This is a genomic window from Listeria grayi (genome assembly GCF_900638015.1).
Classification (GTDB): domain Bacteria; phylum Bacillota; class Bacilli; order Lactobacillales; family Listeriaceae; genus Listeria; species Listeria grayi.
The window spans coordinates 153,256-175,894 of the sequence record NZ_LR134483.1; the positions used below are offsets into that span (position 1 = coordinate 153,256).

General features: G+C 42.9%; 25 protein-coding genes. 10 read left to right on the forward strand and 15 right to left on the reverse strand.

Features of this window, described 5'->3' with window-relative positions:
* The first annotated feature begins 70 nt into the window (after window positions 1-70).
* From ispE to EL241_RS00785, 5 genes are all read left to right on the forward strand, one after another.
* A complete protein-coding gene (gene ispE, locus EL241_RS00765; protein WP_036106741.1) occupies window positions 71-925 on the forward strand; it encodes a 4-(cytidine 5'-diphospho)-2-C-methyl-D-erythritol kinase in 855 nt (284 codons plus the stop codon).
* 100 nt (window positions 926-1,025) lie between these two features.
* A complete protein-coding gene (purR, locus tag EL241_RS00770) occupies window positions 1,026-1,844 on the forward strand; it encodes a pur operon repressor (protein ID WP_003756455.1) in 819 nt (272 codons plus the stop codon).
* A gap of 267 nt (window positions 1,845-2,111) precedes the next feature.
* A complete protein-coding gene (gene ahpC, locus EL241_RS00775; RefSeq protein WP_003756453.1) occupies window positions 2,112-2,675 on the forward strand; it encodes an alkyl hydroperoxide reductase subunit C in 564 nt (187 codons plus the stop codon).
* Between the two features lie 13 nt (window positions 2,676-2,688).
* Window positions 2,689-4,218 (forward strand): alkyl hydroperoxide reductase subunit F, encoded by a 1,530-nt coding sequence (ahpF, locus tag EL241_RS00780; protein ID WP_036106736.1) that lies wholly within the window; start codon window positions 2,689-2,691, stop codon window positions 4,216-4,218.
* 72 nt (window positions 4,219-4,290) lie between these two features.
* Entirely contained in the window at window positions 4,291-4,920 is a 630-nt protein-coding gene (locus EL241_RS00785) for an HI_0552 family protein (protein ID WP_003756448.1), read from the forward strand.
* Window positions 4,921-4,938: 18 nt separating this feature from the next.
* Here the strand turns inward: EL241_RS00785 and EL241_RS00790 are convergent, their stop codons facing one another.
* From EL241_RS00790 to EL241_RS00805, 4 genes are all read right to left on the reverse strand, one after another.
* Complete coding sequence (locus tag EL241_RS00790) at window positions 4,939-5,538, reverse strand: alpha/beta hydrolase (RefSeq protein WP_036106732.1); 600 nt, start codon at window positions 5,536-5,538, stop codon at window positions 4,939-4,941.
* 5 nt (window positions 5,539-5,543) lie between these two features.
* Window positions 5,544-6,506 carry a ring-cleaving dioxygenase gene (locus tag EL241_RS00795; RefSeq protein WP_036106729.1) on the reverse strand — a complete coding sequence of 321 codons (963 nt, stop codon included), beginning with the start codon at window positions 6,504-6,506 and terminating at the stop codon, window positions 5,544-5,546.
* On the reverse strand, window positions 6,496-6,957 hold the full coding sequence (locus EL241_RS00800; RefSeq protein WP_003756442.1) for a MarR family winged helix-turn-helix transcriptional regulator: 462 nt from the start codon (window positions 6,955-6,957) through the stop codon (window positions 6,496-6,498). The genes EL241_RS00795 and EL241_RS00800 overlap by 11 nt, the downstream gene beginning before the upstream one ends.
* Window positions 6,958-7,041: 84 nt before the next feature.
* Window positions 7,042-7,617, reverse strand: a complete 576-nt coding sequence (locus EL241_RS00805; protein WP_036106723.1) for a DUF998 domain-containing protein — start codon at window positions 7,615-7,617, stop codon at window positions 7,042-7,044.
* Between the two features lie 156 nt (window positions 7,618-7,773).
* Here EL241_RS00805 and EL241_RS00810 point away from each other — a divergent pair, with 156 nt between their 5' ends.
* From EL241_RS00810 to spoVG (EL241_RS00830), 5 genes are all read left to right on the forward strand, one after another.
* Window positions 7,774-8,451: an efflux RND transporter periplasmic adaptor subunit gene (locus EL241_RS00810; RefSeq protein WP_126320265.1), complete on the forward strand. Its 678-nt coding sequence runs from the start codon at window positions 7,774-7,776 to the stop codon at window positions 8,449-8,451.
* 41 nt (window positions 8,452-8,492) lie between these two features.
* Window positions 8,493-9,182 carry an ABC transporter ATP-binding protein gene (locus EL241_RS00815; protein WP_003756436.1) on the forward strand — a complete coding sequence of 230 codons (690 nt, stop codon included), beginning with the start codon at window positions 8,493-8,495 and terminating at the stop codon, window positions 9,180-9,182.
* Complete coding sequence (locus tag EL241_RS00820) at window positions 9,179-10,390, forward strand: ABC transporter permease (RefSeq protein WP_003756434.1); 1,212 nt, start codon at window positions 9,179-9,181, stop codon at window positions 10,388-10,390. The genes EL241_RS00815 and EL241_RS00820 overlap by 4 nt, the downstream gene beginning before the upstream one ends.
* Before the next feature lie 588 nt (window positions 10,391-10,978).
* On the forward strand, window positions 10,979-11,284 hold the full coding sequence (gene spoVG, locus EL241_RS00825; RefSeq protein WP_003756429.1) for a septation regulator SpoVG: 306 nt from the start codon (window positions 10,979-10,981) through the stop codon (window positions 11,282-11,284).
* Between the two features lie 64 nt (window positions 11,285-11,348).
* Entirely contained in the window at window positions 11,349-11,663 is a 315-nt protein-coding gene (gene spoVG / locus EL241_RS00830; RefSeq protein WP_003756428.1) for a septation regulator SpoVG, read from the forward strand.
* A 47-nt stretch (window positions 11,664-11,710) separates the two neighbouring features.
* Here spoVG (EL241_RS00830) and EL241_RS00835 read toward each other — a convergent pair whose 3' ends face one another.
* From EL241_RS00835 to EL241_RS00885, 11 genes are all read right to left on the reverse strand, one after another.
* Window positions 11,711-12,355, reverse strand: a complete 645-nt coding sequence (locus EL241_RS00835; RefSeq protein ID WP_003756426.1) for a response regulator — start codon at window positions 12,353-12,355, stop codon at window positions 11,711-11,713.
* A gap of 19 nt (window positions 12,356-12,374) precedes the next feature.
* On the reverse strand, window positions 12,375-13,388 hold the full coding sequence (locus EL241_RS00840; protein ID WP_126320266.1) for a sensor histidine kinase: 1,014 nt from the start codon (window positions 13,386-13,388) through the stop codon (window positions 12,375-12,377).
* Window positions 13,372-13,830 carry a GAF domain-containing protein gene (locus EL241_RS00845; protein ID WP_050776993.1) on the reverse strand — a complete coding sequence of 153 codons (459 nt, stop codon included), beginning with the start codon at window positions 13,828-13,830 and terminating at the stop codon, window positions 13,372-13,374. The genes EL241_RS00840 and EL241_RS00845 overlap by 17 nt, the downstream gene beginning before the upstream one ends.
* A gap of 144 nt (window positions 13,831-13,974) precedes the next feature.
* Entirely contained in the window at window positions 13,975-14,343 is a 369-nt protein-coding gene (locus EL241_RS00850) for a DUF488 domain-containing protein (protein WP_197531919.1), read from the reverse strand.
* A gap of 19 nt (window positions 14,344-14,362) precedes the next feature.
* Window positions 14,363-15,364 carry a GTP 3',8-cyclase MoaA gene (gene moaA / locus EL241_RS00855; protein WP_036105949.1) on the reverse strand — a complete coding sequence of 334 codons (1,002 nt, stop codon included), beginning with the start codon at window positions 15,362-15,364 and terminating at the stop codon, window positions 14,363-14,365.
* Window positions 15,365-15,384: 20 nt separating this feature from the next.
* Window positions 15,385-15,630: a MoaD/ThiS family protein gene (locus EL241_RS00860; RefSeq protein ID WP_036105946.1), complete on the reverse strand. Its 246-nt coding sequence runs from the start codon at window positions 15,628-15,630 to the stop codon at window positions 15,385-15,387.
* The gene (locus tag EL241_RS00865) at window positions 15,627-16,037 is read right to left on the reverse strand and encodes a molybdenum cofactor biosynthesis protein MoaE (RefSeq protein WP_036105943.1); all 411 of its coding nucleotides are present in this window, start codon (window positions 16,035-16,037) and stop codon (window positions 15,627-15,629) included. Before EL241_RS00865 ends, EL241_RS00860 begins: the two co-directional genes overlap by 4 nt.
* Before the next feature lie 22 nt (window positions 16,038-16,059).
* Window positions 16,060-16,740, reverse strand: coding sequence for a respiratory nitrate reductase subunit gamma (gene narI / locus EL241_RS00870; RefSeq protein ID WP_036105941.1), 681 nt, complete (start codon window positions 16,738-16,740; stop codon window positions 16,060-16,062).
* A complete protein-coding gene (gene narJ / locus EL241_RS00875; protein WP_036105939.1) occupies window positions 16,737-17,315 on the reverse strand; it encodes a nitrate reductase molybdenum cofactor assembly chaperone in 579 nt (192 codons plus the stop codon). Before narJ ends, narI begins: the two co-directional genes overlap by 4 nt.
* Entirely contained in the window at window positions 17,308-18,879 is a 1,572-nt protein-coding gene (gene narH / locus EL241_RS00880) for a nitrate reductase subunit beta (RefSeq protein WP_036105936.1), read from the reverse strand. The genes narJ and narH overlap by 8 nt, the downstream gene beginning before the upstream one ends.
* Window positions 18,869-22,540: a nitrate reductase subunit alpha gene (locus EL241_RS00885; RefSeq protein ID WP_126320267.1), complete on the reverse strand. Its 3,672-nt coding sequence runs from the start codon at window positions 22,538-22,540 to the stop codon at window positions 18,869-18,871. Before EL241_RS00885 ends, narH begins: the two co-directional genes overlap by 11 nt.
* Window positions 22,541-22,639: the final 99 nt, after the last annotated feature.

Genomic DNA, 22,639 nt, shown 5'->3' on the forward strand with positions numbered 1-22,639 from the left:
TAAAGCAGAATGCTTATGATAAAATAGACAAAGAAATGTGGATGAAGAGTCAGGAGGCTTTTTATAGATCATGAAAATAAATATCAAAGCGCCTGCTAAAATCAATTTGTCATTGGATGCCTTATATAAAAGAGAAGATGGTTACCATGAGGTGGAAATGGTAATGACGACAATCGATCTTTCTGACCGTTTAACGATGGAAGCGACAGAACAAGATGAGATTTTGTTAGATGTAAAGGCACATTTTATTCCAGATGATAAACGCAATTTGATTTATCAGGCAGCAGTGCTTCTGAAACAGCGATTTGAAGTCAAACAAGGCGTACGGATCGTCATTGATAAACAAATCCCGGTTTCTGCAGGACTTGCTGGAGGCAGTAGCGATGCTGCTGCAACATTGAAAGGGCTTAATGAATTATGGGGATTAGGTTTATCCTTAGATCAGCTGGCAGAGCTAAGTGCGGAGATCGGTTCCGACATCGCCTTTTGTCTCTATGGCGGTACCGCGCTAGCAACGGGACGCGGGGAGATCATCACGCCGCTGCCAATGATCCCAAGCTGCTGGATCGTACTTGCCAAACCGAGTATCAGTGTATCGACCCCAGGTGTGTACAAAGAACTGGATCTCGAAAAAGTGGATCATCCAGATACCAAACGTTTACTGCAAGGCATTGAAAACCAAGATATAAATGAGATTTTTGCAGCGACAGGAAATGTGTTAGAATCGGTAACATTGGAAAAGAATCCAATTGTGAAACAAATCAAAGAACGAATGCTTGCTTTTGGAGCAGATGCTGCGCTAATGAGCGGCAGTGGTCCAACGGTTTTTGGATTAGTAAAACAATATTCGCGAGCTAAGCGGATCTATAATAGCTTGCGAGGTTTTTGCGAAGAAGTTTACATGGTACACCCTTGGAAAGAATAAACAGTTGTCAAATAGCATGTAAACGATTTATAATGAGAAAAAGCGTACAAAATTACGGATATGCTAATCAATATACGGAATTTATATAAGGAGATAGAATATGAAAATTCGGCGTAGTGAGCGTTTGATCGATATGACACAATTTTTATTGTCCCATCCGCGTAAACTGGTTCCTTTAACGATGTTTGCGGAGCGGTACAGTTCTGCCAAATCTTCCATCAGTGAAGATTTAGTCATCATTAAAAAGACATTTGAAGACCGCGGTATCGGTACATTAGAAACAGTGCCGGGAGCGGCCGGTGGAGTCCGTTATATCTCAATCGCCGACAATGCAATGGTATTAGACTTTATTCATACATTATGTAACCGAATCGCTGAGCCAGAGCGCTTGCTTCCAGGCGGCTATCTTTACCTGTCTGATTTATTAGGCGAGCCGACGACACTCGAAGCGATCGGCAAGATCATCGCGACCAAGTTCAATAACAAGAAAATCGATGCGATCATGACCGTAGCAACGAAAGGAATACCAATCGCTCAAGCAGTGGCGGAGCATCTGAGCGTACCGTTTGTGATCGTGCGCCGGGATAGCAAAGTAACAGAAGGCTCGACCGTCAGTATCAATTATGTGTCCGGCTCTTCCAAACGAATCGAAAAAATGGAATTGTCGAAACGCAGCTTGCCAGAAGGCTCCAACGTTGTAATTGTGGATGACTTCATGAAAGCAGGCGGAACAGTTAACGGCATGAAAAATCTATTGGAAGAATTCAATGCGAACCTAGTAGGGATCGGTGTTCTGGCAGAATCAGAGTATGCAGAAGAACGACTGGTAGATGACTATTTGTCATTGGTAAAAATCAAGAACGTGAATGTGAAGGAAAGACAGATCGAAGTTGTGGAAGGTAATTATTTTAATTATTGATTTTAAATACGAAAGACAGCGTGGCGATCCTCGTCACGCTTTTTTTGTGGAAATGTAAATGAGAAAAAAATTATTGAGATGAGAAATCAAAAGATAGAATCGCTACATACATAGTCTGACACTATAATGATAGTAATTATAAAATAGTAAATATTATAAAAAGCTCCTTGACATTTTTTCCGTTCACCTTGATAATTTAAGTTGGATGTTCTACTTTGATATAAGTTGAACAAACATTCATAAATCATATACACGGGAGGAATCAACATGTCATTAATAGGAAAAGAAGTAGAAGCTTTCGCAGCAAAAGCATATCAGAAGGGTGAATTTATCGACGTATCTTCTGAAGATTTTAAAGGAAAGTGGAATGTCGTTTGTTTTTACCCAGCCGACTTCACATTTGTCTGCCCTACAGAATTGGAAGACCTGCAAGATCAATATAAAACACTTCAGGAATTAGGTGTGGAAGTATATTCTGTTTCCACTGATACACACTTTACACATAAAGCATGGCACGACAACTCCGATGCGATCAGCAAAATCGAGTACATAATGATTGGCGATCCATCTCATCAGATATCACGTATTTTTGATGTATTAGATGAAGAAGAAGGTCTGGCTCAACGCGGAACTTTTATCATCGATCCAGAAGGAATCGTTCAAACTGTTGAGATCAATGCAGATGGTATCGGCCGTGATGCTAGCATTTTAGTCGATAAAATCAGAGCAGCGCAATACGTACGCAACAATCCGGGTGAAGTATGTCCGGCAAAATGGAAAGAAGGCGCGGATACGCTGAAACCAAGTCTTGACCTAGTGGGCAAAATTTAAGGAGCGCGAATAGATGTTAGATGCAGATATAAAGGCGCAATTAGCGCAATACCTTGAATTGTTAGAAAACCCGATCGTTCTGAAACCAAGTGTCGGCGAAGATGAAAACTCTCAAAAACTACTTCAATTCGTGGAAGAAATCGCAGCAATGTCGACCAAGATCACAGTCGAAGCGGGTACTTCTGAAAAAGTCCCTAGTTTTAGCGTAGATCGCCCAGAGGAGGCAACGGGTATTGTCTTTGCCGGTATTCCGCTAGGCCATGAATTTACTTCGCTTGTACTGGCTTTATTACAGGTAAGCGGCCGGGCACCAAAGATCGACGAAAGTGTGAAAAGTCAGATCGAAGCAATCAGTGTGCCTTATCACTTCGATTCTTATATCAGCTTGACGTGCCATAATTGCCCGGACGTCGTGCAAGCGCTGAATATCATGAGTGTACTGAACCCAAATATCTCCCACACGATGACAGACGGTTCGATGTTCAAAGCAGAAGTAGAAGCAAAAGGGATCATGGCTGTACCAACTGTCTATGTCAACGGTGAATCTTTTACCAGCGGCCGGACGACGATTGAAGAGATCCTTACAAAATTAGGCAGCGCAGCCCCTGTGGAAAACCTTTCCGAAAAAGAACCTTACGACGTTTTGATCGTGGGTGGCGGCCCTGCCGGAGCGAGTGCGGCGATCTATGCAGCTCGTAAAGGTATTCGAACGGGTATGGTAGTTGACAATTTTGGCGGTCAAGTGATGGATACATTAGGTATTGAAAATTTGATCGGCACGAGGTATACCGAAGGACCTAAGTTGATGGCTTCTGTGGAAGAGCATGTAAACGCCTATGATGTCGATATCATGAAGTCGCAACGCTCTGCTAAACTGGAGAAAAAAGAGTTGGTCGAAGTGACGCTGGAAAGCGGAGCCGTTCTTAAAAGTAAGACGGCGATCGTGTCCACTGGCGCAAGTTGGCGCAAAATCGGCGTTCCCGGCGAAACGGAATTTAAGAATAAAGGTGTGGCTTACTGCCCGCATTGCGATGGGCCGCTGTTTGCTGACAAAGATGTAGCTGTTATTGGCGGCGGTAACTCAGGAATCGAGGCAGCGATCGATCTTGCGGGTATCGTCAAACACGTCACAGTGTTGGAATTTCTACCGGAACTAAAAGCAGATAGAGTGTTGCAAGAACGGCTGCATTCTCTGCCAAATGTTACTGTTTTAACAAATGTCCAAACAAAAGAAATCACTGGTGAAAATACAGTGAATGGGATTACTTACAGCGACCGTGAAACTGGAACGGAAGTCCATCTGGATGTTCAAGGTGTCTTTATACTGATTGGTCTTATGCCGAACACAGCCTGGCTGGACGGAACCGTAGAACGCAATAAAATGGGTGAGATCTTGACCGACAAGCAAGGGGCAACCAATATTCCAGGCGTGTTTGCTGCAGGAGACTGCACAGATGCTGCCTATAAACAGATCATTATCTCAATGGGCTCTGGAGCCACTGCGGCATTAGGAGCATTTGACTATTTGATCAGAAATTATTAACGCTTAAAGGCCTCTTGAAATTCGTTTTCAGGAGGCTTTTGGATTTTATTCTAGATAAGGCAGGGTGGACATATGGAGATGACCGAACAAGACTTTACCCAATTAGACCTAGGCATCAAGCAATTCAAACAGCTGAAACAGCTTTATACAAGCGAACAGATCGATAGCATCAAGACCAGACAGCAAAAGCTTTGGAATAAATGGAAGCAGCTTATTTTGGCTATTTATGAAACTCGAACCAGTGATGACTTGGCAAAACCTTACATCGAAAGCTGGACCAATGGTTGGCAGCTGAAAGGACACTTTTATGCGACGTTCAAAAGCCCATTGCGGATGAAAGAGGCAACGTGTATCTCACTGCTTTGGAATCATCAATATTTGAAAATCGGCGTGGAATGGCGACCTTATAAAGCAGCCACTTCACCGATTTCTGTTTTCACGCATAACGAGCGGCTAATGATTGCCCTAAAACAGATCGAGAATGATGCTGCTTTTGCAGAGGCTGTGTGCTGGATTTCTGACCGAAAGGAGTATGATCCGTTCTTGAAATGGAAGGATCATGGAAGTTTTTGCGAAGAAATGAAAGCAGGAAATGGCTTAGGGATAGGTTTTGTAATAGAGAAACAGCAGATCGATGAACCAGAGTCATTACTGAGTCGTTATCTTACATTGCTGGAAAAATTATATCGAACAAACAAATAAGCAGCCGAATTCGGCTGCTTATTTATTAAGCCACTCTTTTGCCGCTTTCAGTTCGCTGGAAAGCAGCTGATGACCTTGCGAAGTATAGAAGGGAACGACTGCTGCACGTCGCTTTTCAAACGCCGTCGTCAGCTGGTCAAAATTCCCGGCAGGCAGCAGCGGATCGTGTTCGCCATTTGATAGCCAGACTTCTTTATCCGCTAATGAAAAACTCGCCGCATCCTTACCCAAAAACATCGGGTGGAAGAAGATACCACGCTTGATCGGTGCCTTATCACGGCTTAGTAATAAATGTGCTCCGATGTTTGCGCCGTTGGAATAGCCGACGATAATCGTGTTTTCCAAAGAAAAAGCGTAATGCTCAGCAAGCGAACGGAGTGTGTCAAGCAGCTCATCTGTATTTTTCTCGATGCTTTCCCAGTCGAAATTGCCTTCTGCGAAACGCCGGAAAAAGCGTAGCGCCCCATTTTCGCTGACGGTCCCACGAAGACTTACGACCGGCATCTGCGGGTCTAAAAAAGAAGCGATCTCCAGTAAAGAATGCTCATCGCCGCCTGTGCCGTGTAAAAGGATCAATGTCGGTTTGGAGGGATCCCCCGCACGGTAAACATGTTCCATTGCGGTCACTCCTTTCGGCTCGTATCAAATGGCCGTACTGCTCGCTCGATCTCTTGGCGTTTAGGTTCCAAGAAAGGAGGCAACGATAATTTTTCACCAAGCTTTTCATAGGGCTCATCCTGCATAAATCCTGGGCCGTCTGTTGCAAATTCAAACAAGATATGACCTACTCGGACATACAAGGATTCAAAGTAAAAACGGTTCACATAGCCCGAGTTCGGCAAATCCATTTCGGCAAGCTTATTGATCCAGCTATCCAATGCTGCGCGGTCTTCTACGCGGAAAGCAACGTGGTGGACTTCACCATATCCAGGAACCGCCGCTACGCTGTCTTTGTCCTCGGCAAGGATCACTTGCCCACCGTTGCCACCTTTACCAACTTCATATAAATGCTTGTTCCCTTCCACTGCTACTTTTTGAAAGCCCAATACATTCACTAGCCAAGATTCCATTACTGATAAATAACTGATCGTGATCTCGACTGGTCCAAGTCCAACGATCCCATATTCTGCGGGGACCGGCCCTTTTTTCCAAGGGATACCAGCTTCCACACCTGGTTGCCCTTCATCCGAAACGAGTTGATAAGCTTGCTCATCCGCGTCAACAAAACGAATCATTTTTTTACCGAGCAGGGTAGAAATACCTTCGTGTTTCACGTGAAACTGATCAAAGCGATCGATCCAGTATGTCAGCGCTTCGTCGGACGGAACGCGAAAGCCACTGCGGGAGATCGAGTTTGTCCCAGCTTTGCCTTTGGGGTTATTTGGGAAATCGAAAAAGGTCATATCGGTTCCGGGACTAGCCACATCATCGGCGAAGAAAGTGTGATACGTTTGAATATCATCTTGGTTGACTGTTTTCTTGACTAGGCGAATGCCTAAAACTTCTGTAAAGAAATGATAATTTTTTTCTGCGCTGCTGGTCATTGCTGTAATATGGTGGATACCTTTTAATTGTTCATTCGACATAATGGACAACTCCTTTTTCTTTTAGTTGGTTATTTAACTTTCTGACGATTTGTGCCAGTGCTTCGTTCTCATCAGCGGATAAGCCATCAAACATAGCCGCTTGAAAGCGTGCTTGCTGCAATTGACACTTATCCATCAGCTGTTGACCAGCCAAGGTCAATGTCAGATATTTCTGCGTGGCTTTTTTCTCTCTAGTGATCCAACCATTATCTTCTAGTTTTTTCACCATTTGTGAGATCCCGCCCTTGCTAATGATCAAATGCTCCGCCAGTTCTTTCTGCGTGAGTGGCTGATGAAGCAAGATCTGGTTGAGCATATCGAATTGAGAGACCGTGAGTCCGAATTGTTTGAGAAAATCATTGGAGTGATTATTGCTTTGATTGATAAACCGAACCATGCGAAACCATGTTGCTAGCTTCTGCCTTTCCGGTTTAGAAAGTGAATTTGCCAAAGAAATCCCTGCTTTCGTTATTAGTTTAGAACTAAACTATATATAAAGTCTAACGGGTAAAGTGGAATTTGACAACCTTTCTGCTCATATAAACAGCCAATGGCTCCAAACTGCAAGGATAGCAATATAAAGAACGGTGCTGTAAGCGTTGATCCGCTCCGCAATTCCGAAGTACTGTGTTGGGAGGAGATTTGTCAACATTGCCCCAATGAGCAGCAAGAGCATAACAAAAAGCGTGACACCAAATAACGCCACGTGTATATGTATGAAACCAATCATAAAGAAAATCAATGCTAAAATCGTCAGTGCTACGACAAAAGCAGTCACGACCAAGTGCATCCGATTATGCGACTTTGTAAGGGGAAAGAGCCGATAGCCAATAAAAGAAATGAAGCACATCCCGCTGAGAAAGATCGCTGCAAGCCGAAGTGCGATGCCGAATGACTGATCAAAGACCGCTATAAGGAAAAAGATACTGAAGAGCGTGCTGAATAATCCGTATAGATCAGCAAAGAGAACAGCCTTTTTACGGGAAGGAGAGTAGCGAGCAGTCAATTCACTGACCGCTTGCCGTTTAGGATCATAATGAGGAAAGTAAGCTTTACCAACAAAAATGTGAATAAAATAACAAACAACCGCGACCAGACCGAAATAAGTCATAACAAAAGGCTCCTTTTTTTACCTTATCATATCATATTTTAACGGGTCAGGCCTTGAAATTCAGTCTAACGCCTTACATAGTATTTTCAACTTATATGATAAAATAAGAAAGTATAAAAATCGAACAATCATGCTAGATAAGTAGGAGGAAGCAAAATGAAAAAATGGATCAAATGGTTAATCACTATCATTATTATCGTGGTAGTAGTTGGTGGAATCGGACTGTTTTTTGCAATGAACAAAAAAGATGATGCCTCAGGTACCAGCAAGCTAGTAACAACAAAAGTAAAACAAGGCGACATGAAGATCAATGCGACGGGAACCGGTGCTATCAGTCCTGAAAATCAACAGCTGCCGGATTATGATAAATTACAGCTAGTGGCGCAAATGGATGAATTGGATATTCCCGACATCAAAAAAGATCAAAAAGTGAAAATTTCTGTTGCTGCTATTCCTAACAAAACATACACAGGAAAAGTAAAAGAAATTGCAAAACAAGGTCAAGTCCAAAATGGTGTTTCTTCCTTCAAAGTAACGATCTCACTCGACAAAAAAGATAAATTGAAAGCCGGCATGACCGCAGATGCGTCGATCCTTGTGCATGAAAACAAACACGCGATCTACGTACCGATCGAAGCTGTCCAAAAAAATGACGATGACAGATACTATGTTTACGTTCCGAAGAAAAACAAAGACGGTAAAACAAAACAAGTTAAAAAATTCGTTGAGACCGGTCTTCACAACGAAGATAACATTGAGATCACTAAAGGGCTCGAAAAGGGTGACACGGTCATCTTGCCAACAGTCGATACAGGAAATAACTCCGATTTTTAATAAGATAAAAACCGAAAGTTATTAGAAATAGGAGGGATATAATGCCTAACCCATTGATTGACATGAAAAACTTAACAAAAACATACACGCTCGGAGGAGAAACTTTCAAGGCGCTAGATGATGTGACTTTAGCCGTTGAAGAAGGCGAATTTCTTGCGATCGTTGGTCCTTCTGGCTCCGGGAAATCCACACTGATGAATATGATCGGCTGTCTGGATGTTCCCGATAGCGGAACCTATCACTTAGATAGCGTGGATGTTTATCATTTGAACGACAATAAATTATCAGAGATCCGCAATAAAAAAATCGGCTTTATTTTTCAGCAGTTCAATCTGCTTACGAAATTATCTGCTTTGGAAAATGTGGAACTGCCCTTGATTTACGCAGGAATCAGTCCGGCAAAACGTGTGGAAACAGCGAAAGAATGTCTGCGCAAAGTCGGCTTGATCGATAAAAATAAAAACCTGCCTACTCAACTATCAGGTGGACAGCAGCAACGTGTGGCGATCGCCCGCGCATTAGCAGCTAATCCTTCCATTTTATTAGCAGATGAACCGACCGGAGCGCTGGATTCTAAAACAGGTAAAGAAGTAATGGGTATCCTGCAAGAATTGAACCAAGCAGGAAACACGATCGTCATGATTACCCATGATGCTGATATTGCTTCTTATGGTACCAGAAGGATCCGTATCCAAGACGGCAAACTTTTCCATGAGGAGGATGGGCAATGAATATTCTCCAAAGTACAAAAATGGCGTTTAAACAGCTGCGAACAAGCAAGCTTCGTTCTTTCTTGACGATGCTTGGAATCATCATTGGTGTTGCTTCTGTTATTCTGCTTGTTTCTTTAGGAAACGGTGTTACACAAAAGGTCAATGAGCAGATGGGCGATCTAGGTTCTAACCTTGTGACCGTCATGAACAACTCCACCAACCCGAACGATAAGTTCACATATGCCGAAGCGATGAAATACAAAGGCATTGACGGCGTCAAAAGTGTTTCGCCGGAATTATCCGGACAAGTGCACGCAACCTACGATTATAAGTCGGTCAACGACAAAGTGATCGGTACGAATGAACAGTACAAAAATGCCCGTAGTTTGAAATTAGATAAAGGCCGGTTCTTACTGCCGATCGATATCGAATACGGCCAAAAAGTAGCGGTCATCGGTCCAAATGTGGCAAGCGACCTATTCGGTTTTTCTGATCCGATCGGGGAAACGATCCGCTTGAACGGTATGCCGTATAAAGTAGTTGGCATGTTGAAAGAAAAAGGCGATTCGCTGATGGGATCAAGCGACGACCAAATCTACATTCCATTTTCTGCAGCGCAACGTATGCTGAAAGACACAAATGTGCGTACGCTGTATGTAGAAACCAAAGATGCAGATGACGTTGATTTCGTGGTCAATACCTTGAAATCACGGTTAGCAATCAAGTTCGGTGATGAAGACAGCAAGAAAAATGATACAGATAATTCGGCACAAAATGGACCAAAATATCAAGTTATCAATCAGCAGGAGATCTTAACGGCCTTTAACACGATCAGCGGTACGCTAACAACTGCACTAGGTGCGATCGCAGCGATCTCATTGATCGTCGGAGGGATCGGCATCATGAATATTATGCTGGTATCTGTCAGTGAACGGACGAGAGAGATCGGGATCCGAAAAGCACTGGGTGCCAAAAAACGAGCGATCTTGCTGCAATTCTTGATCGAATCCGTAGTTATCAGCGTTTGCGGTGGAATCATCGGTATGATCATTGGAGCAGCCGGCGCATCGATCTTTGGATCCGTGGCTGATATTCCATCAGGTATCTCAGCAGGTGTTATGATTTTCGCATTCCTATTCTCCCTATGTATCGGGGTCATCTTCGGAATCGCACCTGCCAATAAAGCTTCGAAATTACGTCCGATCGATGCTTTACGAACAGAATAATAAGAACCAACAGAGAGCATCAGCCGTGTCTACCACGGCTGATGCTCTTTTAATGAACACTGTTATCTATTTTTAATATATTTAACACAATTAAAACAAACCAACCTTTAAATGAATCACCAATTTGGTGAGAGCGTTCTCTCCCAAGGGGAAAGGTTGTTTTTGAAAGCGTGATCACAATTCTTACTATTTTAATAAGGAATTAATTTTTAGGGAAAGAAATTGTCTCGGAAAATAGAGGAAAACAATGGAGGTTTAAGCGATATAAATAGTGGGAATCCAACATTTAGTGGATTTTAACAGTGTTTTCATGAAAAAAAGCTCCCCATGAATGAAAGCTGTTTTGGTTAATTCTTTCTTTTATCATGAAATGTCAAGAGATATTAAAGGATATCTCGAAAAAAAGAAAAAAGTTCACAAAGTTGTCAAATTTAGGTTTTTTTATTATTATGGTTCTATAGGGAAATTTTGTAAATAGATTGTGAGTTTTTGTTAACAATCTTGGGCGAGTTTTTCTAACGTTTTTACTTCAGTTGCATGTGAAGACAATTTATTAGCAGCGCAACTAGATCTAAGGTGGTGAAGAAAATGGAAATTACAGATGTGAGATTACGTCGCGTAGAAACTGATGGAAGAATGAAAGCTATTTCTTCAATCACGATTGATGGTGAGTTTGTTGTTCACGACATTCGTGTCATCGATGGCAACAATGGTCTGTTTGTAGCGATGCCAAGTAAACGTACTCCGGACGGAGAGTTTCGTGACATTGCTCATCCAATCAATTCGGACACTCGTGCTAAGATTCAAGAATCCGTCTTGAAAGCATTCGAGGAAGCCGAAGAACCAGAAGCAGAAGAAGCTGTTTTAGATGAAAACTCTACTGATGCAGAGTAAAACTTATTAAGTAACCTTAGAAAAGCTTATTTAATGGGATCAAATGGGATAAGGAGTGACGGAAATGCAAGTAACAGATGTGAGATTACGTCGTGTAGAAACAGACGGAAGAATGCGAGCTATCGCGTCCATTACGTTAGATGAAGAATTTGTAGTACATGATATTCGTGTGATTGATGGCAACAATGGTTTGTTCGTCGCAATGCCAAGTAAACGTGGGGTAGACGGAGAATTCCGTGATATTGCGCATCCAATCAATTCCGACACTCGTGCTAAGATTCAAGATGTAGTATTAGAAGAATATAATCGTGTGGGTGAAGAAGAAGTAAGCGAAGTAACAGAAGAAGAAACGGAAAGTGATTCTGTTTCTGCTGAATAATAAAAAAAGTTAAAGCTAGGACACTTCGTCCTAGCTTTTTAGTATGCTTATAAATCGATCAGCTGTTCTTTGACACAGAAGCGCAGCAGATCAGAGAATTTTTTCATTTCCAGTTTTTTCATGATATGGGATTTATGCACTTCTACCGTTTTGGCAGAGATAAACAAACGTTCAGCGATCTCTTTATTACCATAGCCTAATGCAATAAGTGGCAAGATCTCTTTTTCGCGTTTCGACAAACGTTCGATGATGTTCTCAGAAGCATCCGCGCGCTTCAATTGTTCGATTTGTTTGGAAGAGTAATTAAAGACAGGATCAATGATGATCTGTCCGCCCATTACAGAACGAATCGCATCCAATAGGAGTTCTTCGCTAGAATTCTTCATGATGTAGCCTTGTGCACCAGCTTGCAGAGCCTGGGTAATATAAGCTTCTTCATCGTGCATCGTTAGTAAGATGACCTTTGTTTCGGGAAAAGCTTCGGTGATTCGTTTAGTAGTGAGCAATCCGTTTTCGCCTGGTGGCATGCTCAGATCCATTAATACGATGTCAGGCCGGTTGCTTTCGATAAACAAAAAGGCTTCTGTACCATCTGCTGCATCGCCGATCACTTCCATGTCTTTCTGCGCATTGATCATAAATTTCAAAGCACTTCTCACTACTGCATGATCATCAGCAATCAATAGTTTCATTTTATTCGCTCCTAACTTATCAGACTGGGATTTCTGCAGTAATGGTAGTGCCTTTTCCGAGTTCGGACCGAATCGATAAAGTCCCATCCACAGATGCTACGCGTTCCTGCATGTTCATCAGTCCTAAGCCGGTTCCGTGAATGATCGGAAAGTCAGTGTCGAAACCGATGCCGTAATCGATGATCTGGATATCCAGCTGTTTGATACCTAATTGGATATTGATAAATATTTCGTCAACTTCTGCATACTTGATCGCATTAGAAAGGCATTCTTGCAAAACGCGATAAATAATCGTTTCCGTTACTGCATCAAAGCGTTCTTGGTGCAAGTTGGTTGTAAAATCAATATAGATACCGGTTGTTTCGATCAAGCGCTTGATCAGCACACGAATCGCAGGGATCAGCCCCAGGTCGTCCAAGACTGGTGGCCGTAGATCAAGAGCTAGCTGTTTGATCTCATCGAGCAGTTCGCTGAGACTTTGATCAATGATTTTCAGCTGCTGATCTTTTTCTTCGTTGGATTCAAGCCATTTTATCTTTCGAGCATTTAAAAGTAGGCTATAAACGCTTTGCGCAACGCCGTCATGCAGTTCTTGAGCTAGTAGTTTCTTTTCTTGCTCATGCGCATTATTGACATATTCGATCAGCTGTTTTTTCTGGATGATTTCCCGCGTCTTATCTTGTTCGCTCGTATTGGTGAGCTGGAGCAGCCAGTAGTCAGCTGTGTCATCCAGTAAGCAAAATTTCCCTGCATAAATGATTTTGGAGCCGTCTTTTTTTTCTAAAAGGATAGGCAGTGAATCCGTATTGAATGTCTGCTGAAAGTCACAGCCGTTGCAGATATCTCGTTCTGGGTGCATGACGCAATGGGTTCCTTTGAATACTTCTAAAATATTATCCAAATTGAAGATACATTGTTTGCGAATATGCTTGGCAGTATCATTTTCATCAATGATTTTTTTATGTTGAACGATAAAAATACCATTGTGACTTTCTTGAAGAATCGTTTCTGCGAATTTACTCATCACTTGCATGTTTGATCCACACCTCTATTAACTGCTCTAGTTGGTTCACATAATTGTCGATGCGTTGCTTTTCTTCTATCGAAAGTGTTCGGTTGGTCCGGTTCCCGGCCAGCAAAACGCCGATAACTTGATCTTCTTTTTGAAGCGGGATCCCGTATACATAGGTTAGCTTTTCTGATCTAGCGATAGGATAAGTCAATAATTTGGCTTTTTTCGCTTGGATGTCATTCTCTTCATGTGTGCGGCCGGTTCGCCAAACAATTCCACCCAAGCCTCTGCCGATCTGGAGCCGAATATTTTTATAAAGATTATTTGTATTGCCTGAAACGAAATACCACTGGATATTGCGGACTTGTTCAAAGGCAGTTCTTGTTGTCGCTATACTTATGAAATCAATTTGGATATCTTCACGTAGATTATCCAAATGTAGCTGAATATCATTTACGCACAAAATAATACTCCTTCTTCCTCTGTTAATATCGACCAAAAAAAGTAGTGAAATAACAGGTGCTTATTTCACGTCGATGTTGGATGGTATTTAAGCTCGTCTCTATTGCTCATTATAACACAAAGTGGCATGGATTTTAAGCAAAAGCTAACTTTTCCGCTGTTGGAGAAGTGTTTCTAGGAGCACAACAGCATGATTGATATGGGGATCTTTAGCAGCGTAAAGCAAGGTCACGTTTTTGGTTGCTGCTTTTTCTAAGATTTGATGGAGTAGTTCGTTTTTTACTGGATCAGTCAGCAACTCCATTTGATAATCAGAACGAAATGTTGCGAAGCGTTTCTCTTGGTGATCAAACCATTTCCGTAGTGCAGGAGAAGGTGCAATGTCCTTCATCCACTCGTCGAGCAACGCTTTCTCTTTGGAAATCCCCCGAGGCCATAGGCGGTCCACAAGGATGCGATAGCCATCGTTGTTATTGGCAGGGTCATAGATACGTTTAATCAGGATTGGCTCCATGCGCTTCATCTCCTTATCATCAGCCACCGATTTGACTCATGTGGCGCCAAGTCGGTTTTTTATCAGCTACTTTTTCCTGTTCGGCTAATGCCATTTCATGATTTTCGGGCTTGAGATCTAATGCTGCTTGGATTTTTGCGGCGAAATGTTCCGGTTCGTAGATCACATCTCGAATGTTGGCTTCGTCATCCCAATATAAGCAAGATTTGATACAACCGTCAGCAGTGATACGCAGCCGATTACAGCTTTCGCAAAAATTACAGCTGATCGGATGAATCAAGCCAAATGAACCTTGAGCATTTTCTAGTTGAAAATTTTCCGATGGTCCATTTCCTTTTAGATGAGGAAGTGCTTTATATGACCAACCTTGTTCGTGGCAAACATCGAAAACTTTATCGACGCCGACATAATCGCGCTGCCAGATCTGGTTTTTTTCTTCACTGATTGGCATGAATTCGATAAAACGGACATTGACAGGATGATCCAGTGTGTAACGGAGAAAATCAATGATCTCGTTATCGTTTTGCCCGTGGATCACAACGGTATTGATTTTTATTTGGTCAAAGCCAGCAGCTGTTGCTTCTTCTATACCCTTTAAAACTTGCTTTACATTTCCGCCTCTTGTAATCGTCCGATATTTATTGGCATCAAATGTATCCAAGCTGATATTGAGTCGGTCAACGCCAGCTTCTCGCAGTGGTTTGGCGAGACGTTTCAAAGCCAGACCGTTAGTTGTGACGGCGATATCCTCGATCGCGCTGATGGCTCGGATACCCTGAACGATTTCCAAGACATCTTTGCGCAGCAGTGGTTCTCCGCCAGTCAAACGAACTTTTTTGATTCCTAGATCAGCAAAATTTTTTACAAGTTGGATGATCTCGGCAGCTGAAAGAACGCTATCGGTGGGGAAGAAAGGCAGTCCTTCTTCCGGCATACAGTAGACGCAGCGTAGATTGCAGCGATCCGTTATGGATAGACGCAGATAATCATGAGTGCGCCCAAAGCGGTCCATAAGTGTCATTGAAGTATTCCTCCTTTTCCTCAGCCGCCACTAACAGGCGGGATAATAGCCAATTCTTTGATATCAGTAGTGAAAAAAACGGCTTGCTCGCTGATGAATGCTTGGTTGACTGCAACATTACAATGTTTTAACTCATCGGAAAGTGTCGGATAAGTTTCAGCCAGTAAAGCCAACAGACTTTGCTTTGTGATCGTCTCCGGCAGAGTGTAAGAGATTTGTGGGCCTAACTTTTCACTGAGATAGGCGAATAACTTTATTTCAATCATGTGCGATGCCCTCCCCAATTTACAGTATGGGTATTGATTTCTTTTTTCCAGATCGGTACCGTTTTTTTGAGTTCATCGATCAAAAACTGGCACCACCTAAAAGCCTCAGATCGGTGCGGGCTTGCAACGCCGATAAAAACGGCTTCATCTGTCAATTCTAAGAGACCGAGCCGATGGACTATGATAACTTTTGCTCCGTGAGCTTCTATTTTGGCTGCTAATGCGTGCATTTCTTTGAGGGCCATTTCTTCATATGCGGAATAACAAATTTGTTTTGTTTGCGTATCGCCAGTCCATTCCCGGATCGTACCAACAAAGGTAACGATCCCGCCATATTGTTTTTCTTTCAGTTGTTCATAAAGCTCGGAACAGTGGATCGGCATTTCTTGTAACTGAATGAGTGCCATTCTTTCACCTTTTTTCTACGAATTATTGTCGTCTATAGACAATAAACCGTCTAAATGTGTATTGCAGTGGTATCGCTAATGCATGGACTAAACGAGTGAGCGGGAAGAAACCGAGAATCAGGAAACCGCAGACCACATGTATTTTGAATAGGAGCGGGACTTGCGCCATAAGATGAAAGTCTGGATGGAAATAAAAGAGTTGTCTGAACCAGACTGCGAGCTCGGCGCGGTAGTTGAACGCCGGATTCAGCGGGCCGGAAACAAGCGAACTGGTCAGCCCCATGATCATGGTGATCAACAAAGCGATATTAACGACAAGATCACTGAAACTACTGGTTATAAAAACACGCAGATTCGTAAAGCGACGGTAAGAAAGGATCAGCATGCCGATAAAGGCCATAAATCCAAAGATACCGCCCATGACCAATGCAAAAATATGATAAGTCTCGTTGCTGATCCCAATGGCCTCGGTCCAAGACATTGGAATCACGAGACCGATCACATGACCACCGATAACTCCGAGGATTCCGACATGAAATAGGATACTGCCAATGATAAGCTGTCTCCGCTCCATGATCTCACTCGATTTAGCGGTAATGTTTGCGGAAAACCACACGATTCGAATAATAGAACCAAAGAAAAAGGAAGCGAGCATTAAGTAAGGGAATACGACCCAGAGTAGTATAGAAAGTACGTTTGTCATTGGTGGGAGACTCCTTTCTCTGTTAGGATACAGGTTTTTAATTCTTCTCTGATCAGCGCGATCAGCTTGATATAGGCAAGGTCTTCAATTGCTTTGTTACGTTGCAATATTTTATACGTTCCGTCTTCCAAAACGGAAAAAATCAACGATAGCTCTTGGAAACGATCATCATTTTCCCAATTGGAATAGAAAAGAAATTCTAAGATCGTTGGCAGATAATCCGTCAGTTCCGGTTGCTGTAGTTCTGTTCCAAACATTTCATAAAGTAATTTCATTTCTGCAAGTAGACCGCCGCGTTCTCTGGAATCTTCAAAGCGGTAATAGCTTAAATAAAGCGTCAATCGTTTGTTCAACTCAAAATGTTCGACAAAAGTTTGGCGTAAATCTTCGATGGTGGTCTGTTGAAATTCATGTAAGATTGCTAAAACTGCTTCTTTTTGCTTCGTATTTGGATACTCAGTTTCTGCTTCTTTTAAGAACGAAGAACTAAAAAGTTCTTCGCTCGGGTAATCCATCATTGTTGCTAAAAAATGAAATGCGGGTCTAATCGCAAGGAGCTGTTGTTTATCAATCACGCCAGATTCCTCCATAAAAACTTTCTTCATATAATTCTTGGGTCGTTTTTCCTGATTGAGCACCGACAAGTGTTTTGCCATGTAAGCTGGCAAGACTGCAGCCGTTGCAAGCATCATCATAACCAAGTCCGCCTTGTTCTGCTTGTAGATCTTCTTGTGTCTTGTAGGCTTCTTTGTGAGATTTCGGAATCACGAAACGATCTTCATATTTAGCGATAGCAAGCAAGCGGTAAAGGGATGTTGCCGTTTCGGAGGTTAGGTCCGCTTTCGCCAGTTTGCTTGTGTCAAAATCCTTTCCGCTGCTAACTGCCCGCATGTATAGACGCATCATAGCTAACTTATACAATGCCGTTTTGACGACATCGGTATTTCCGGCGGTGAGCAGGCTTGCTAGATAATCGACGGGAATACGCATTTCATCGATTCCCGGGAAGATCATGTCAGGGTTCTGCAATGAATTTTTTCCTTCAAAATAATTCATGATCGGGGATAGCGGCGGAACATACCAAACCATTGGCATTGTCCGGTATTCCGGATGCAACGGGAAAGCGATTTTTTCTTCTACAGCCATTTTATAGATTGGCGAATTTTGTGCGCAAGCAAGCATTTCATCACTGATGCCTTGCTCTTTGGCTAAACGAATGATTTCCGGGTCGTGTGGATCAAGGAATAATTCCAGCTGACGTTCGTATAGTTTCTTTTCATCAGGTTCAGAAGCTGCTTCTTCCACGCGATCAGCATCGTAGAGCAAGACGCCGATGTAACGGATCCTGCCGACGCAAGTTTCGGAACAAACGGTTGGCAGGCCTTCTTCGATTCGCGGATAGCAGAAGGTACATTTTTCTGCTTTATTTGTTTTCCAATTGAAGTAAACTTTTTTATAAGGGCAGCCCGTCATACACAAGCGCCAGCCTTTACATTGTTCCTGATTGACAAGTACGATACCATCTTCCTCACGCTTATACATCGCACCGCTTGGACAAGATGCGACGCAAGCAGGGTTTAAGCAATGTTCGCAAAGTCTTGGCAAATACATCATAAATGCTGTTTCAAAATTTGCTTGGATGTCGCTTTCGATTTTCTTGATGTTGGGATCGTTTGCTAAGATCTTGTCTGAACCTGCTAGATCATCATCCCAGTTCGGACCACCTTTAAGATCCATATATTTTCCGGTGATCTGTGATTTCGCACGTGCCACGGGTTGATGTTTTTTTTCTTCACTGAAAAGGGTTTGGTAGTCGTAAGTCCATGGTTCATAGTAATCATTTAGTTCAGGCATGTTATTGTTGTAAAAAATCTTACCTTTGAAAATCTTATCGATTTTATTACCGGCTTTGAGCTGGAGTTTGCCTTTTTTATTCAATTCCCAGCCGCCTTTATAACGATCCTGGTCTTCCCATTGATTTGGGTAACCTACGCCTGGTTTGGTTTCGACGTTGTTGAACCACATATATTCTGCACCTGGACGATTTGTCCAGGTGTTTTTGCAAGTAACGGAGCAAGTGTGGCAACCGATACATTTATCTAAATTCAGCGTCATGCTGATCTGAGCTTTAATCTTCATTCCAGTTCACCTTCTTCAATTTTCTAACCGCTACATAGAGATCACGTTGATTTCCGATCGGTCCGTAATAGTTGAAACCATAGCTGAGCTGCGCATAGCCGCCGACCATTTGTGTTGGTTTGACATGGATCTGTGTCGGCGCATTGTGGCTCCCGCCTCGGTTTCCGGTCAAGTTGGATAGAGGAACTTGAATGTGCATATCTTGTGCATGGTACATATACATCGTTCCAGTCGGCATCCGGTGACTGACGACCGCCCGTGCAGTTACAACACCATTGCGGTTATACACTTCTAGCCAGTCATTATCAGCGATATCAAGCTTTTTGGCATCGTCTATACTGATCCAAACGTTAGGCCCACCACGGAAAAGTGTCAGCATCTGCAGGTTATCTTGGTACATCGTATGGATGTTCCATTTGCCGTGCGGCGTTAGGTAACGTAAGACAAGATCGTTTTCTCCAGATTCGATTGGCTGATCTTTTGGACCCATCACATGAGGTGGGAGAGTAGGTTTGTAAACGGCTAGATTTTCCCCATATTCGTCAAAGACTTCATGATCGATATAAAACTGCTGCCGTCCGGTAAGCGTTCGGAACGGAACAAGCCGTTCGATGTTGAGCGTGAATGGAGAGTAGCGTTCACCGTCTTTTTTTACACTGGAGAAAATCGGACTTGGGATAGCTTCTTTGGGCTGCGCAGTGATATCTGCGAATGTCATTTTCATCTGTTCTTGTCCGGCGCTGACATCCGATAGGGTAACTCCGGTTTTGCTTTCTGCATCTTTCCAAGCTTTCGCTGCGACTTTCCCATTTGAGGTGCTTGATAGTGTCAAAATGGAATCGGCTACTTGTTTTTCATCGAACAAAATCGGGCAGCCTTTGTTTATGCCATCCTTGGTATACGTTTGGTGCATGCGTTTCAGTTCTTCATACTGTTCGCTGACGGAAAAACTGTAGCCTTCACCGCCGACTTTTCCAGTCGATAAATTTGGTCCCAAAGCGATAAATTTGTCATAAACATCGCCATAATCGCGTTTTATCAGCTTTAAGTTCGGCAGTGTTTTGCCGGGGATCGGTTCGATCTCTTTTTTCTTCCAGTCTTTGATCTTGCCAAACGGCTGAGCCAATTCATCTTTAGAGTCGTGGCTTAGCGGTGCGGCGTGCAGGTCATATTCTGTCTCCGGCAAGTGCACTTTCGCAAGCTCGGCAAAACTTTTCGCTAGGTCACGGAAGATCTGCCAATCCGTTTTGGATTCCCATAATGGGCTTACTGCTGGATTGAATGGATGGATGAACGGATGCATATCGGTACTGGAAAGGTCTTCTTTTTCATACCAAGTCGCTGCAGGCAGGACGATATCAGAATGCATCGCTGTTGCTACCATGCGGAAATCGAGATCAATAAGCAAATCTACTTTTCCTTCGACAGATTCATCGGACCATTCCATATCGACTGGTTTAAATTGTTCATTAGGCTGAGCAAGTAATCCATTCTCTGCGCCTAGCATGTGTTTCATAAAATATTCTTGTCCTTTACCGCTGGAAGAAAATAAATTAGAACGCCAAACAAACATTGCCTTTGGCTGGTTCTCGTTTTTGTCGGGAGCTTCAGCAGCGAATGCCAAAGTTCCGTTTTTTAGTTCTTCTACGACTTTTTCTTTTATTTCCTGTTCGTCTGTCGTGCCGTATTGTTTGACGAAATCCAAGTTATTACGGTCGAATTGCGGATAAGAAGGCAACCATCCTAGACGGATCGCCATTTGATTATAATCTGCTGGGTGTTTATAGGCGTGTGCAGTTTTCTTCGTTGGTGATTTTAATGCTTCATTATCCAATTCATCATACTTCCATTGGTTGCCGGCAAAATAGAAGAACGAGGTACCGTTTTGCTGTCTGGCACCGTCTGTCCAGTCTTTTGCGAACGCGATCGTTTTCCAGCCTTCTTGCGGACGTAGCTTCTCTTGGCCGACATAATGTGCCCAGCCGCCACCAGAAACACCTTCGCAACCTGTTAAAAGCAACAAATTAAAAATAGAGCGGTATGTCATGTCACCGTTGAACCATTGGTTGATCCCGGCGCCCATGATGACCATCGATTTACCACCGGTATCGAGTGCATTTTGGGCAAATTCTTTAGCAATTTGTATGACTAAACTTTGTTTGACACCAGTGATTTTCTCTTGCCATGCTGGCGTATAAGGGCTTTCTGCATCATCATATCCGTCAGCAGCAAGCGTATCTTCTGCGTAGCGTTTGATGCCGTATTGGCTCATCATAAGATCGAAAACCGTAGTCACGAGCTGCGTATTGCCTTCTTTGTCTGTGATTTCCATTGCCGGAACATGGCGGGTAAGCACTTTATTGCCATGTTCACTGAAATAAGGGAAGTCGATCTCCACTTGCTGATGGTTTTCTTCCATAAGGCTCAGCTGCGGGTCGATCTTATTGCCATTTTCGTCTTCTAATGTCAAATTCCAGTCCTTGCCATCTTCCCAGCGCTGACCGACTGTACCATTGGGGACGACGATTTTACCACTGTTTTTATCAAGCAGGCAGGTTTTCCATTCTGCATTTACGGTCTCCTCTTCAGTAATATCGGAGATCCGCAAAAATCGCCCAGAGGTATAATTGGCAGTTTCTCCTTTTTCGAGTGTCACTAGGAATGGGAGATCTGTGTATTGTTTAACATAATTATTGAAACTTGGAACGGACTGCTCTTGATAAAACGCTTGTAGAATCACATAAGTCATTCCTTGGGCAAGTGCAGCATCGGTTCCGGGATGAGGAGCCAGCCAGTTATCGGCAAATTTCACGTTCTCTGCATAGTCAGGACTGACAGCGACAACTTTTGTCCCTTTATAACGAGCTTCCACCATGAAATGTGCATCTGGGGTTCTTGTTAGTGGGACATTGGAACCCCACATCATAATATATTGGCTGTTGTACCAGTCACTTGATTCCGGTACGTCAGTTTGTTCTCCCCAAACTTGCGGGGAAGCTGGCGGCAAATCGGCATACCAATCGTAAAAGCTCAGTAGCTCCCCGCCAAGCAGTGAAATAAACCGGCTTCCTGCTGCATAGCTGATCATCGACATTGCAGGAATAGGAGAAAATCCAGCGATTCTGTCTGGCCCGTATTTTTTGATCGTATAGATCAGCATTGCAGAAATAAGTGATTTGGCGTCTTCCCAAGTAACACGGATCAGACCGCCTTTGCCACGGGCACGCTTATAAAGCATTGCTTTTTCAGGGTTTTCAACGATACTAGCCCATGCTTGGATGGGGTCGCTATATTCGGCCTTGGCTGCTTTCCATAGATCCCACAATTTACGGCGCATATACGGATATTTAATGCGGAGCGGGCTATATTCATACCAAGAAAAACTAGCGCCTCGCGGACATCCCCGCGGTTCAAATTCCGGAAAATCAGGACCACAAGAAGGGTAATCCGTTGCTTGATGTTCCCATGTAATGATGCCTTCTTTTACATAAACGTTCCAACTACAAGAGCCTGTACAGTTTACGCCATGTGTTGTTCGTACTACTTTGTCATGGCTCCATCGGTTTTTATATAATTTTTCCCATTCTCTTTTTTTGTCTTCTAACTGGCTTAGACTGCCATTGAATTTCTCAACACGATTAAAAAATTTTGGTTTTCGCATTATATATCCTCTCTTTCATAAACATAGAAGATTCCCTTATACAAAGGTATCAAATGATGTGATAGCTTTATATAAGGGAAATAACTAAAAATTATTAAG

What these genes read in the sequence shown, in the direction of transcription:
- EL241_RS00785 (WP_003756448.1), top strand. Translation starts at nt 4,291, where the DNA reads ATGGAGATGACCGAACAAGACTTTACCCAATTAGACCTAGGCATCAAG.
- spoVG (WP_003756429.1), top strand. Translation starts at nt 10,979, where the DNA reads ATGGAAATTACAGATGTGAGATTACGTCGCGTAGAAACTGATGGAAGA.
- EL241_RS00840 (WP_126320266.1), bottom strand. Translation starts at nt 13,388, where the DNA reads ATGCAAGTGATGAGTAAATTCGCAGAAACGATTCTTCAAGAAAGTCAC.
- narH (WP_036105936.1), bottom strand. Translation starts at nt 18,879, where the DNA reads ATGAAGATTAAAGCTCAGATCAGCATGACGCTGAATTTAGATAAATGT.
- EL241_RS00805 (WP_036106723.1), bottom strand. Translation starts at nt 7,617, where the DNA reads ATGACTTATTTCGGTCTGGTCGCGGTTGTTTGTTATTTTATTCACATT.
- EL241_RS00795 (WP_036106729.1), bottom strand. Translation starts at nt 6,506, where the DNA reads ATGTCGAATGAACAATTAAAAGGTATCCACCATATTACAGCAATGACC.
- EL241_RS00850 (WP_197531919.1), bottom strand. Translation starts at nt 14,343, where the DNA reads ATGGAGCCAATCCTGATTAAACGTATCTATGACCCTGCCAATAACAAC.
- ispE (WP_036106741.1), top strand. Translation starts at nt 71, where the DNA reads ATGAAAATAAATATCAAAGCGCCTGCTAAAATCAATTTGTCATTGGAT.
- purR (WP_003756455.1), top strand. Translation starts at nt 1,026, where the DNA reads ATGAAAATTCGGCGTAGTGAGCGTTTGATCGATATGACACAATTTTTA.
- narI (WP_036105941.1), bottom strand. Translation starts at nt 16,740, where the DNA reads ATGACAAACGTACTTTCTATACTACTCTGGGTCGTATTCCCTTACTTA.
- EL241_RS00815 (WP_003756436.1), top strand. Translation starts at nt 8,493, where the DNA reads ATGCCTAACCCATTGATTGACATGAAAAACTTAACAAAAACATACACG.
- spoVG (WP_003756428.1), top strand. Translation starts at nt 11,349, where the DNA reads ATGCAAGTAACAGATGTGAGATTACGTCGTGTAGAAACAGACGGAAGA.
- ahpC (WP_003756453.1), top strand. Translation starts at nt 2,112, where the DNA reads ATGTCATTAATAGGAAAAGAAGTAGAAGCTTTCGCAGCAAAAGCATAT.
- ahpF (WP_036106736.1), top strand. Translation starts at nt 2,689, where the DNA reads ATGTTAGATGCAGATATAAAGGCGCAATTAGCGCAATACCTTGAATTG.
- EL241_RS00860 (WP_036105946.1), bottom strand. Translation starts at nt 15,630, where the DNA reads ATGATTGAAATAAAGTTATTCGCCTATCTCAGTGAAAAGTTAGGCCCA.
- EL241_RS00865 (WP_036105943.1), bottom strand. Translation starts at nt 16,037, where the DNA reads ATGGCACTCATTCAGTTACAAGAAATGCCGATCCACTGTTCCGAGCTT.
- EL241_RS00835 (WP_003756426.1), bottom strand. Translation starts at nt 12,355, where the DNA reads ATGAAACTATTGATTGCTGATGATCATGCAGTAGTGAGAAGTGCTTTG.
- EL241_RS00885 (WP_126320267.1), bottom strand. Translation starts at nt 22,540, where the DNA reads ATGCGAAAACCAAAATTTTTTAATCGTGTTGAGAAATTCAATGGCAGT.
- moaA (WP_036105949.1), bottom strand. Translation starts at nt 15,364, where the DNA reads ATGACACTTATGGACCGCTTTGGGCGCACTCATGATTATCTGCGTCTA.
- EL241_RS00820 (WP_003756434.1), top strand. Translation starts at nt 9,179, where the DNA reads ATGAATATTCTCCAAAGTACAAAAATGGCGTTTAAACAGCTGCGAACA.
- EL241_RS00790 (WP_036106732.1), bottom strand. Translation starts at nt 5,538, where the DNA reads ATGGAACATGTTTACCGTGCGGGGGATCCCTCCAAACCGACATTGATC.
- EL241_RS00810 (WP_126320265.1), top strand. Translation starts at nt 7,774, where the DNA reads ATGAAAAAATGGATCAAATGGTTAATCACTATCATTATTATCGTGGTA.